The following is an 11,513-nucleotide window of genomic DNA, read 5'->3' on the forward strand; positions in this document are numbered from 1 at the left end:
CCCCCCGGAGTTTATTTGGCAAGATGAAGCATGGGAGGGGGCATGGGACAGACGATCATCATCACGGGGGCTGGCAGCGGGATTGGCCGCGCCTGTGCCGAGGCGTTTCTGGGCGCGGGTTGGCGCGTCGGGCTGATCGGGCGACGGGCGGCACCGCTCGAAGAGATTGCGGCGGGGTCGGAGGCGGCGCTGGCGCTGCCCTGCGATGTGACCGACGCGGCGGCGGTGGAGGCGGCCTTTGCGCAGGTTGTGGAGCGTTGGGGGCGGCTTGATGCGCTGTTCAACAATGCAGGCACCGGCGTGTTCGGGGCGACCATTGACGAGATTCCGCTGAAGGATTGGCAGCGCTGCATCGATGTGAACCTGACGGGCAGCTTCCTTTGTGCGCGGGCGGCTTTTGCGCAGATGCGGCGGCAGGACCCGCAGGGCGGGCGGATCATCAACAACGGGTCGATCTCGGCCCATGTGCCGCGCTGGGGATCGGTGCCCTACACGGCGTCAAAACATGCGATCACAGGACTTACGCGGACGCTGTCTCTGGATGGGCGGGCGTTCAACATCGCCTGCGGGCAGATCGACATCGGCAATGCGGAGACCGAGATCGTGCACGGGTTGCGGGCACAGGCGATCGACGCGGGCAAACCGGTGGAGCCGGTGATGGATGTGTCACATGTGGCGTCGTCGGTTCTGCACATGGCCAGCCTGCCGCTCGATGCCAATGTGCAGTTCATGACGGTGATGGCGACGACCATGCCCTATATCGGGCGCGGCTAGATTTCCCTTGGATTCGGGCAGAGCTTCGTGCGTTTATGCCGTCAGACAATTGGGAGGAGATTACCATGATCAAGCGCGCATTTCTCAGGCTCGCTGGAACCACGGCCCTGGCGCTGACGCTGGGCACAGGCGCCTTTGCGCAGGAGGTGACGCTGCGGATGCACCAGTTCCTGCCGGCGCAGGCCAATGTGCCGAAGAACGTGCTGGTGCCCTGGGCGGAGCGGGTGATGGACGCGTCCGGTGGCCGGATCGAGATCCAGCATTTCCCGTCGATGCAGCTGGGGGGCACGCCGCCGCAGCTGATCGATCAGGCGATTGATGGCGTGGCCGACATCATCTGGACGGTGGCGGGGTATACGCCGGGCCGCTTCCCGCGCGCCGAGGTGTTCGAACTGCCCTTCACCATGACCGATGCGGGCGACATGTCGGCCGCCTATTGGGAATTGGCCGAAGAGCAGATGATGGATCAGGACTTTGCCGATTTCAAAGTGCTGGGGGTCTGGGTGCATGGCCCCGGCGTGATCCATTCCGCCGATCCGATCACCACGCCCGGTGATCTGAATGGCGTAAAGCTGCGTGCGCCGACCCGGGTGACGAACAAGCTGTTCACCAATCTGGGGGCAACCACCGTGGGCATGCCGGTGCCAGCCATCCCCGAGGCGCTGTCCAAGGGGGTTGTGGATGCGACCGTGATCCCGTGGGAAGTGACGGGCGCCTTGAAGGTGGCGGAACTGGTCGAGAACCACACCGAGTTCGAGGGGCCGGCGATCTATACCACCACCTTCATCTTTGCGATGAACAAGGCCAAGTACGAGAGCCTGCCAGATGATCTCAAGGCGGCCATCGATTCCCAATCGGGGGCCGAGTTCAGCCGCATGGCCGGAGCGCAGATGCAGGCGGATGACACGCCGTCGCGGGAGGCGGCGCTCGATATGGGCAACAATCTGATCACGATTTCCGAAGCGGATGCCGGTCCGTGGCGCGAAGCTGCCGCTTCCACGACAGCCGAGTGGATTTCCGAGATGGATGAGAAGGGCATTGACGGAAATGCTCTGATCGCGCGGGCGAAAGAGCTTTTGGACAAGCACAACACGCAGTAAAGCGTGCGGCGTCGCCCGGGCAGGGACTTGGGCGGCGCGCAGAACGGCGAGGGGCGGTGCGGCATGAAGACGGCGATTGAGCGCCTCGCTCGGGGCATGGCGATCCTTGGCGGTGTGGTCCTTGTGGCGCTGGTGCTGCTGACCTGCGTGTCGGTGCTGGGCCGCGGGCTGAATTCCATGGGACATTCGGGATGGCTCACGGCGCTGTCGCAGGGCTTTGCCGATGGGCTGATCGCCAGCGGGGTCGGGCCGGTGACGGGCGATTTCGAACTGGTCGAGGCGGGGATCGCATTCTCGATCTTTGCGTTCCTGCCGATCTGCCAGCTGTATGCAGGCCATGCGACGGTGGATGTGTTCACGTCACGGCTGTCGGGCAAGGCCAATGCGTGGCTGATCGCGTTCTGGGACGTGGTTCTGACGCTGGTGATCTGGCTGATCACATGGCGTCTGTTCGCCGGGCTTCTCGACAAGCTCGGCAATGGCGAGACCTCGTTTCTGCTGCAATTCCCGGTCTGGTGGGCCTATGCGGCCAGTTTCGTGGCCGCTTTGGTGGCCTCGGTGACGGCGCTTTACTGTTCGGTCGGCCGCGTGACCTATGCCGCAACGGGCCGGTCGGTTCTTCCGGCATCAGGAGCGGATGCGGCATGAGCATGCTGGAGCTTGGCATCTGGTCCTTTCCGGTCCTGCTTGCGCTGATTTTCCTGCGCGCGCCCATTGGGCTTGCGATGATGCTCTGCGGGATCGGCGGGTTGTGGCTGGCGCTTGGCAGTCCGGACGTGGTGCTGGCACGGCTCAAGTCCGAGACCTATTCGACCTTTTCCAGCTATTCGCTGTCGATCATTCCGATCTTCCTGCTGATGGGCCAGTTTGCGACCCTTTCGGGCATGTCGCAGGCTTTGTTCAAGGCGGCGGAATCGTGGCTGGGGCATCGCAAGGGCGGGGTGGCGATGGCGTCGGTCGGAGCCTGTGCGGGCTTTGGCGCGATCTGTGGATCGTCGCTGGCCACCGCGGCGACGATGAGCCGGGTGGCCTTGCCGGAGTTGCGGCGCAACGGCTATTCGGGCGGGTTTTCCACGGCAACGCTGGCGGCAGGGGGCACGCTGGGCATCCTGATCCCGCCCTCGGTGATCCTTGTGATCTATGCGATCCTGACGGAACAGAACATCGCCAAGCTGTTTCTGGCGGCGTTCATTCCCGGCGTTCTGGCCGCCATCGGCTACATGATCACCATTTCAATCTATGTGCGGCGGTACCCCGAAGCGGCGGGGCATCGCGACCCGGTCCCCTATGGCGAACGGGTGCGGGCGCTGATCGATGTCTGGCCAGTGCTGCTTGTCTTCGGGCTGGTGGTCGGCGGCATTTACCTGGGGTGGTTCACACCAACGGAAGGCGCGGCTGTGGGCGCGGCGGGCACCGGGTTGATCGCGCTCGTGTCGGGCAATCTGACATGGGAGGTGTTCAAGCAGAGCATCATCCAGACGGCGGTCAGCACCGCGATGATCTTTTTCATCGTGCTGGGGGCGGCGTTCTACAACGGGTTTCTGGCGCTGACGCAAGTGCCGCAGGAATTGTCGAACTGGGTGGTCGAGATGGGCCTCAGCCCGTTCATGGTGCTGTCGCTGATCCTGCTCTTCTACCTTGTGTTCGGCTGCCTGATGGACAGCCTGTCGATGATCCTGCTGACCATCCCGATCTTTTTCCCGGTCATTTCCGTCATGGATTTCGGCTTTGTCGATCTGGCGGTGATGCAGGCCGATGCGGCGCGCGAGGTGCTCGCGGCGGGTATCCCGGAAGGGATGACGCAGGAAATGCTGGCCTCGATCCAGTCGGCGATGGCGGCTGGGATGGAACTGACGCGCGAGCAGATGCAGGCGCTGGACATTCGTGTGACCCAAGGCATGGCGAACCGGATCGAGGCCGAATGGGTGGCGATCTGGTTCGGCATCCTCGTGCTGATCGTGGTCGAGGTGGGGCTGATCACGCCGCCGGTGGGGATGAACCTGTTCATCATCAATTCGATGGATCGGAACACGCCGATGATGGAGACCTACAAGGCGGTGATCTGGTTCGTTGCGTCCGATCTGGTGAGGGTGATCCTGCTGGTGTTGTTCCCAGCGATTACGCTGTTCTGGCTCTATTGACCCGGTTTCTGTGCGCATGTGCACAGGGCGTTTTCTTCACAGATGGAAATTGGCTCTGGAAAACTGAACTAATCAGTTTAGTTAGTGCGGAAGATTTGCGGGAACGTCACAGGACATAGATCGTTCCCGTGTTAGCCTCGCGCAACATTCGGAGTTCTGTCATGGGCCGCCTGATTACCGTTCTTTTCCTCGTTCTCAGCCCGGTCGCGGCGCTGGCCCAAGACATGAGACTGGCCAAGATCATCGAGGTCCAATCGGGCGACAGTGCCGTGACGCGTCAGTTTTTTGGTCATGTCGTGGCCAAGGAAACGGTGGATCTCGCGTTTCAGGTTGGCGGGCAGATCGTCAATCTGCCGGTGATCGAAGGCGCACGCATCGCCAAGGGCACGCAGGTGGCGCAGCTTGATCTGGAGCCGTTCGAACTGGCGCTGGATCAGGCCCGGGTGCAGAGGGATCAGGCGGAGCGGACCTTGGAACGGCTGCAGAAGCTGGAAGGCAGCACGGTCAGCCAGGTGTCGGTGGACGATGCGCAAACCTCTTTGCAGTTGGCCGAGATCGCGGTGCGCAATGCCCGGCGCGAATTGGACAATGCCACGCTGCACGCGCCCTTTGACGCGCTGGTGGCCTCGCGCAACGTGGCGAATTTCGCGACCATCTCGCCGGGCACGCCGATTGCGCGACTGCACGACATGTCGGACCTGCGGATCGAAATCGACGTACCCGAAGTGCTGTTCCAGCGCGCCGGGACCGACCCCGATATCGAGTTGTGGGCGCAGTTTCCGACAAACGACACACGATACCCGGTCACGCCGCGCGAATTCAACGCGGAAACCTCGCAGGTGGGGCAAACATACCAGATCACCCTGGGCATGGCGCCGCCCGAGGATCAGACGATCCTGCCGGGCTCTTCGGTCACGGTCTATGCGACGCTGAACGGCGGGGCGCAGGACATCGTGATCCCGGCCTCTGCGGTGAGCACGACCAATGATGGCAGCCCGACCGTGATGGTCTTTACTCCAACGGGCGCGGACGAGGGCACGGTTGCCCGCCGTACCGTGTCGGTGGAGCCGACGATCCGGGGCGATGTGCGTGTGACCGACGGGCTGGAGCCGGGCGAAGAGATCGTGGCGAGCGGGGCAAGCCAGCTGGCGGATGGTGATCGCGTCAAGCGTTTTGCCGGCTTCTCGAACTGAGTGGCGCGCCATGAATATCGCAAAAGCGTCCATCGACCGTCCCATCGTCACATGGCTGATCATGCTTGCGGCCCTGATCGGAGGGATCTGGGGATTCTTCACGCTGGGGCGGCTGGAGGACCCGGCCTTTACCATCAAGACCGCCGTGGTGATCACGGAATATCCCGGAGCCAGCGCAGCGCAGGTCGCGCGCGAGGTGACGGAGCCTCTGGAATCCGAGATCCAGAAGATGTCAGAGGTCAAGGAAGTGCGATCGGTCAACCAGCCGGGCCTGTCGCGCATCAGCGTGGACATGAAGGACACCTATGACGGCGAGGAACTGCCCGAGATCTGGACCAAGCTGCGCAATCGGGTGAATGCGGCGCGCCTGCCGTCGGGAACGGGCCGGCCCTTTGTGAATGATGGGTTCGGGGATGTCTTCGGCATGTATTATGCCGTCACTGCTCCCGGCTTTACCGATGCCGAGATTTACGAGCTGTCCACCTTCCTGCGCCGTGAATTGCTTACGGTGGATGGTGTGGCCGATGTCACCCTGTCTGGCGTTCCGAACGAGGTGGTCTATGTTGAGCCGAACCTCGTTCTGAGCACCAATCTCAACATTCCGCCAGCCGCCATACAGGGGGCGCTGGCCACGGCCAACTCGGTGGTGGATGGTGGGTCGATCCAGACTGTGGACGGGCGCACCCTGATCCAGGGGCCGGATGGGTATGACACGGTCCAGGAAATCGCCGGTCTGACCGTTGGCGTCGGGGGAGAGGTGCTCAACCTCTTTGACTTTGCCGAGGTGCGCCGTGCGCGCGAGGACACGCCGGAGCTGATCATCCGGCACAACGGGGTCGAGGCGTTCACGCTGGGCATTGCCGGGATCGGCTCCGAAAACATCGTCGATGTGGGGCATCGCGCCGATGCAAAGCTGGCAGAACTTGCACCGCAGATCCCGTTGGGGGTCGAGTTGCACCCGATCTACCAGCAGCATGTCGTCGTCGAAGACGCCTCGAACGCGTTTCTGATCAACCTTGCCATGTCGGTGAGCATCGTGGTGATCGTGCTGGCGCTGTTCATGGGATGGCGTGCGGCGGTGGTTGTCGGGGTGACGCTGCTGCTCACGGTGGTCGGGACGCTGTTTTTCATGGCGATCTTTTCCATCGAGATGGAACGCATTTCCCTGGGCGCGCTAATCATTGCCATGGGCATGCTGGTGGACAATGCCATCGTGGTGGCCGAGGGCATGCAGATCGCCATGCGGCGCGGCAAGGACTCGCGCGCGGCGGCGGACGAGGCGGCGAGCAAGACGCAGATTCCCCTGTTGGGCGCGACGGTGATCGGGATCATGGCCTTTGCCGGAATTGGCCTCAGCCCCGACGCAACCGGGGAATTCCTGTTCTCTTTGTTTGCCGTGATCGGCATTTCGCTGCTGTTGTCCTGGGTGCTGGCACTGACGGCGACGCCCTTGCTCGGGCACTACTTTTTCAAGCGCGGTGCCGAAGGGGCCGAAGACGACGCCTATGGCGGGGTGCTTTTCCGGATGTACGGGGCCACGCTGCGTGGTGCGCTGAAGGCATGGTGGCTGGTGATCATCGGGCTGGTTGGCATCACGGTCGTGTGCTTCATGCTGTTCGGTCAGATCAAGCAGCAGTTTTTTCCCGACAGCAACACACCTCTGTTCTTCGTGCACTACAAGCTGGAGCAGGGCGCGTCGATCCACGAGACCTCGCGCGATCTGACGGTGTTCGAAGACTGGCTGGCCGGGCAGGACGACGTGGTCGCGGCCACCGCCTTTGTCGGACGGGGGGCGGACCGCTTCATGCTGACCTATCAGGCTGAGGACCCGAACCCGAGCTATGGCCATATCATTGTTCGGACGGAAACCATCGACCAGATCGCGCCGCTGATTGCCGAACTCGAGACCTTTGCAGCCCAGACCCTGCCGCAGGGCGAGTTCCGCGCCAAGCGGCTGGCCTTCGGTCCTGGTGGCGGTGATCCGATTCAGGTGCGGTTCTCGGGGCCGGATGCCACGGTGCTGCGCGATCTGGCGGACGAGGCGATGGCGCGTTTTGTTGCAGCGTCTGACAACATCGTCGCCCCACGCATCGACTGGCGCGAGCAGGAACTCGTGCTCAAGCCGGTCTACGCCACCGACCGAGCGCAGGAGGCGGGGATCACCCGCGACGACATCACCGCGATCCTGCGGTTCGCCACGACGGGGCTCGAGTCCGCGGTCTATCGCGAAGGCGACCGTCAGATTCCCATCGTGTTGCGCGCCGATCCCGAGGCGGACCTCGCCCTGACCGATCACGTGGTCTATTCGGAGAACGCGCGGGCCTTCCTGCCGCTCGAGCAGGTGACGGACGGGCTGACCTTCGAAGCGCAGAACACGCTGCTGATGCGGCGGGACCGGTTGCTGACCATCACCGTGGGTGCGGATATCGTCAAAGGGTTGACGGCAGCGCAGGTGCAGACCGAAGTGACGGACACCATCGAAGCAATGGAGCTGCCGCCCGGCTACAAGATGGAATGGGGTGGCGAGCTGGAAAGCTCGTCTGATGCGCAGGCGAGCCTTGGGCGGCAGCTGCCGATGAGCCTGATCATCATGGTGGTGATCTCGGTCCTGCTGTTCAATGCGCTGCGTCAGCCGCTGATCATCTGGCTTCTCGTGCCGATGTCGGTCAACGGGGTCAGTCTGGCACTGCTGGGCACCGGGTTCCCGTTCACCTTCACCGCGCTGTTGGGCCTGCTGTCGCTGTCGGGGATGCTGATCAAGAACGGGATCGTTCTGGTGGAAGAGATCGACATCGTGCGCGCGGAAAAGCCGGATCAGGACTTGAAGGCTTCCATCGTCGAGGCGTCGACCTCGCGTCTGCGGCCCGTGGTGCTGGCTGCGGCGACGACCATCCTCGGCATGCTGCCGCTGATCTGGGATGCCTTCTTCCGGTCGATGGCGGTGACGATCATGGGCGGGTTGGCCTTTGCGTCGGTCCTGACGCTCGTGGCGGCACCGGTGTTCTACTATGCGTTCTTCAAGCGGAGTGACGGAAAGGCGACGGCGGCGGCTTAGGTTAGGGCGGGGCTTGTATCGATCATGATAAATTGATTGCATGGCACGGCTGGCGGGACTGGCCCCGCCCGCGCCATGCGAGACCATCATGACTCCGGAAAAGATCACCGATCCCGCCCCGAAACCGCCCCGCAGGTCACGCCCGGTGCGCGTCGCCGAGGCGATCAAGGACTGGGTGGTGGAGCAGGGTCTCACCCCGGGCGACAGGCTGCCCGGCGAGGCCGAACTGATCGACCGTTTCCAGATGTCCAAGGGCACGATCCGCGAGGCGATGCGCATTCTGCAGGCGCAGGGGCTGGTGGAGACCAAGACCGGCCCCGGTGGCGGCAGTTTCGTCGGAAAGGTGTCGCGGGATCGGGCGCATGCGTTGCTGGCGAATTACTTCTATTTCCAAAACATCACGATTGCGGACATCTACGCGGTCCGTCAGGCGTTGGAACCTGCCATGGCCGCATCGCTTGCGGGCAGGCTGACCGACGCGCAATTGGCTGAACTCGAAGCGATCATGGAACACTACGCCGCCCCCGCCAAGGATGCGCGCGAGGAGCGGTTGCAGCACGTCGCCTCGCTTCGGTTTCATGCGCGGCTGTCGGATTTCGGGGAGAACGCGCTTCTGAGCTTCTTCATCGGGTTCATGGCGCAGATTCTGACCGATCTGACGGTCTACAAGCGGCTCTACGCCGCTCCAAACCATGATCTGTGGAAGCGGGGTCGGGATCACCAACTCGATCTGATCGCGGCGCTGCGCTCGGGCGATGCCGACAGTGCGCGCCGGATCATGGCGAGCCATATGGAAATGGCGGCAGCGCTGATGGAGGATCAGCAGGCCGAAGTGCTTAAGCGCTTCATTGCGGAGTGATCGGGTCCTGCGTTGCCTCGAAGGGCACGGCGCGATGCGGATCCTCCAGCGTGGGAACATGGCGCACCCAATCGCCATAGAGTCCGGTCCGGGCGCGGGTGTGAAGCGCGCGAAGATCCCGGAGCGGCGTTTCCGAATAATCGACGCGCAGGGTCAGCGGGGGCCGGGACCGGCTGACCACCAGAAGCGCGGCCGAGAGCAGGCCACGGCTGTCGCCGCCGGCCTCTGACGCGGCATCGAGCGCGGCCAGAAGGCGCAGGTCCAGCGGACCATCGGCGGTTTCGAACCCCGACAGACACGCATCCAGAACGTCCGGCGCCGCGAGAAGATTGCCGGTGACGACCACGTTGGGTGCGATGCGGGCCTCGGCCACGGGGATGCTGTTGTCGCCGGTAAAGTGTCCTGTGCCGCCCGTCGGATCGAGCGCGGCCAGCTGCCGTTCAGCGCGACCCGGATCGGCAGAGGTGACGGTGGCGACCGCATCGGCGGCGCTGCTGCCATCCCGCATCAGGGTCAGAACGTCTGTGCCCCACATGGTGCTGGGCAGCGACCCCTGGGAGGCCGACATCCCCGATTCGGCATCCCCGCGCAGCACCCATCCGCCCACACACAGGCTGCCGGTGGTGGCCGCGCCGCCATAAGCGCCCGTTTTTTCATCGAAAGCCAGAATGGACAGGGTCATGAGCGGCTCCGTTGTCAGTGGACTTGAATTTATCATGAAAATTTGGCCTGATGCAATTTATCATGATAAATAAAAATGGATCTTCAGGAGAGGAACTCACCCATGTCGCTTTTCAATGTCACTCGCCGCAGCCTTCTGGCCGCGGGCACCGCACTGGCGTTGACCCTGGGCGGGGTCGCGCCGGCCATGGCCCAGACACCCCCGGGCGTGCTGATCGTCGGGCAGATCGCAGAGCCGAAGGCGCTTGATCCGGCCGCGGTGACGGCGGTCAACGATTTCCGCATCCTGATGAACGTCTATGACGGGCTGGTGCGCTACAAGGACGGCACTCTGGAGGTCGAACCCGCGCTGGCGACCGATTGGGAGATCAGCGAGGACGGCACGGTCTATACTTTCACCCTGCGCGAGGGCGTGACCTTCCATGATGGCAGCCCGTTCAACGCCGAGGCGGTGAAGTTCAATTTCGACCGGATGCTGGACGAAAACCACCCGTATCACGACACCGGCCCGTTCCCGCTCGCCTTCTTCTTCTCGGCGGTCGAGACTGTCGAGGCCGTTGATGATCTGACAGTGCGGTTCACGCTGAACGGGCCTTACGCGCCGTTCCTGTCGAACCTCGCCTATCCGACGGGTCTGATCGTCTCGCCCGCTGCCGTCGAAGAGCACGGTGCGGAGTTCGGCCGCAACCCGTCGGGCACCGGACCCTTCACCTTTGTCGAATGGCGGTCGAACGAAGCGGTCGTGGTCGAGTCCAACCCCGACTACTGGGACGGCGCGCCCGAATTGCAGGCTGTGGTGTTCCGTCCGATCACCGACGCCAACACCCGCACGGCGGAAATGCTGGCGGGCGGGATTGACCTGATGGTCGAGGTGCCGCCGGTGGCCCTGTCGGAATTCCAGGGCGATGCCTACACGGTCCACGAGCAGGCCGGACCGCATGTCTGGTTCCTGATCCTGAACGCCAAGGAGGGGCCGTTTGCCGACAAGCGCGTGCGTCAGGCGGCGAATTACGCAGTCAACAAGACGGCCCTTGTGCAAGAGGTGCTGGAGGGCACGGCCGAGGTTGCCGCAGGCCCGACGCCGCCCGCCTTTGCCTGGGCCTATAACGAGGATCTGGAGCCTTATCCCTACGATCCTGACCGCGCCCGCGAGCTGATTGCCGAGGCCGGGGCGGACGGTGCCGAGCTGACCTTCTTCGTGACCGAAGGCGGGTCGGGCATGCTGGACCCCGTCGCGATGGGCACGGCGATCCAGGCGGATCTGGAAGCGGTCGGCTTTGACGTGAGCATCGAGACCTATGAATGGAACACGTTCCTGGGCGAAGTGAACCCGGGGTTGGAGGGCAAGGCGGACATGGCCGAGATGGCGTGGATGACCAATGATCCCGACACGCTGCCTTTCCTTGCCTTGCGCACCGCCGCATGGCCGGATCAGGGGGGCTTCAACTCGGGCTACTATTCGAACCCCGAGGTGGACGAACTGCTCGAGGCGGCGCGGGTTGCGACCGATCAGGACGAGCGCGCGCGGCTTTACAAGGAGATGCAGGCCATCGTGCAGGAGGATGCGCCCTGGGTCTTCGTCGCGAACTGGAAACAGAACGCGGTGACGAACGAGCGGGTCGAGAATTTCTCGTTGCAGCCGTCCTTCTTTCTGCTGCTCGATGACGTCGTGAAGAACTGAGTTTCGAACGGGCTTCGCCCGTCCGACAC

The 11,513-nt window shown here is 63.4% G+C and carries 9 protein-coding genes; 8 read left to right on the top strand and 1 reads right to left on the bottom strand.

Features of this window, described 5'->3' with window-relative positions:
* The first annotated feature begins 42 nt into the window (after positions 1-42).
* From MRY75_RS07265 to MRY75_RS07295, 7 genes are all read left to right on the top strand, one after another.
* Complete coding sequence (locus MRY75_RS07265) at positions 43-774, top strand: SDR family oxidoreductase (RefSeq protein ID WP_292306493.1); 732 nt, start codon at positions 43-45, stop codon at positions 772-774.
* A 65-nt stretch (positions 775-839) separates the two neighbouring features.
* The gene (locus tag MRY75_RS07270; protein ID WP_292306494.1) at positions 840-1,874 is read left to right on the top strand and encodes a TRAP transporter substrate-binding protein; all 1,035 of its coding nucleotides are present in this window, start codon (positions 840-842) and stop codon (positions 1,872-1,874) included.
* A 63-nt stretch (positions 1,875-1,937) separates the two neighbouring features.
* Positions 1,938-2,522 carry a TRAP transporter small permease gene (locus MRY75_RS07275; RefSeq protein WP_292306495.1) on the top strand — a complete coding sequence of 195 codons (585 nt, stop codon included), beginning with the start codon at positions 1,938-1,940 and terminating at the stop codon, positions 2,520-2,522.
* Complete coding sequence (locus MRY75_RS07280; RefSeq protein ID WP_292306497.1) at positions 2,519-4,015, top strand: TRAP transporter large permease; 1,497 nt, start codon at positions 2,519-2,521, stop codon at positions 4,013-4,015. Before MRY75_RS07275 ends, MRY75_RS07280 begins: the two co-directional genes overlap by 4 nt.
* A 161-nt stretch (positions 4,016-4,176) precedes the next feature.
* The gene (locus MRY75_RS07285) at positions 4,177-5,208 is read left to right on the top strand and encodes an efflux RND transporter periplasmic adaptor subunit (RefSeq protein WP_292306498.1); all 1,032 of its coding nucleotides are present in this window, start codon (positions 4,177-4,179) and stop codon (positions 5,206-5,208) included.
* 10 nt (positions 5,209-5,218) lie between these two features.
* Positions 5,219-8,263 carry an efflux RND transporter permease subunit gene (locus tag MRY75_RS07290; RefSeq protein WP_292306499.1) on the top strand — a complete coding sequence of 1,015 codons (3,045 nt, stop codon included), beginning with the start codon at positions 5,219-5,221 and terminating at the stop codon, positions 8,261-8,263.
* Positions 8,264-8,408: 145 nt separating this feature from the next.
* Positions 8,409-9,122, top strand: a complete 714-nt coding sequence (locus MRY75_RS07295) for an FCD domain-containing protein (RefSeq protein ID WP_292306508.1) — start codon at positions 8,409-8,411, stop codon at positions 9,120-9,122.
* Here the strand turns inward: MRY75_RS07295 and MRY75_RS07300 are convergent.
* Positions 9,109-9,804 (bottom strand): DUF1028 domain-containing protein, encoded by a 696-nt coding sequence (locus tag MRY75_RS07300; RefSeq protein WP_292306500.1) that lies wholly within the window; start codon positions 9,802-9,804, stop codon positions 9,109-9,111. The genes MRY75_RS07295 and MRY75_RS07300 overlap by 14 nt on opposite strands.
* Before the next feature lie 102 nt (positions 9,805-9,906).
* Here MRY75_RS07300 and MRY75_RS07305 point away from each other — a divergent pair, with 102 nt between their 5' ends.
* A complete protein-coding gene (locus MRY75_RS07305) occupies positions 9,907-11,484 on the top strand; it encodes an ABC transporter substrate-binding protein (RefSeq protein WP_292306502.1) in 1,578 nt (525 codons plus the stop codon).
* The last annotated feature ends 29 nt before the right edge of the window (positions 11,485-11,513 follow it).

It is taken from the genome of Marivita sp., assembly GCF_022763305.1.
Lineage (GTDB): Bacteria > Pseudomonadota > Alphaproteobacteria > Rhodobacterales > Rhodobacteraceae > Marivita.

Coding starts and splice junctions, on each gene's coding strand:
- MRY75_RS07265 (WP_292306493.1), top strand. CDS start 43: ATGGGACAGACGATCATCATCACGGGGGCTGGCAGCGGGATTGGCCGC.
- MRY75_RS07270 (WP_292306494.1), top strand. CDS start 840: ATGATCAAGCGCGCATTTCTCAGGCTCGCTGGAACCACGGCCCTGGCG.
- MRY75_RS07275 (WP_292306495.1), top strand. CDS start 1,938: ATGAAGACGGCGATTGAGCGCCTCGCTCGGGGCATGGCGATCCTTGGC.
- MRY75_RS07280 (WP_292306497.1), top strand. CDS start 2,519: ATGAGCATGCTGGAGCTTGGCATCTGGTCCTTTCCGGTCCTGCTTGCG.
- MRY75_RS07285 (WP_292306498.1), top strand. CDS start 4,177: ATGGGCCGCCTGATTACCGTTCTTTTCCTCGTTCTCAGCCCGGTCGCG.
- MRY75_RS07290 (WP_292306499.1), top strand. CDS start 5,219: ATGAATATCGCAAAAGCGTCCATCGACCGTCCCATCGTCACATGGCTG.
- MRY75_RS07300 (WP_292306500.1), bottom strand. CDS start 9,804: ATGACCCTGTCCATTCTGGCTTTCGATGAAAAAACGGGCGCTTATGGC.
- MRY75_RS07305 (WP_292306502.1), top strand. CDS start 9,907: ATGTCGCTTTTCAATGTCACTCGCCGCAGCCTTCTGGCCGCGGGCACC.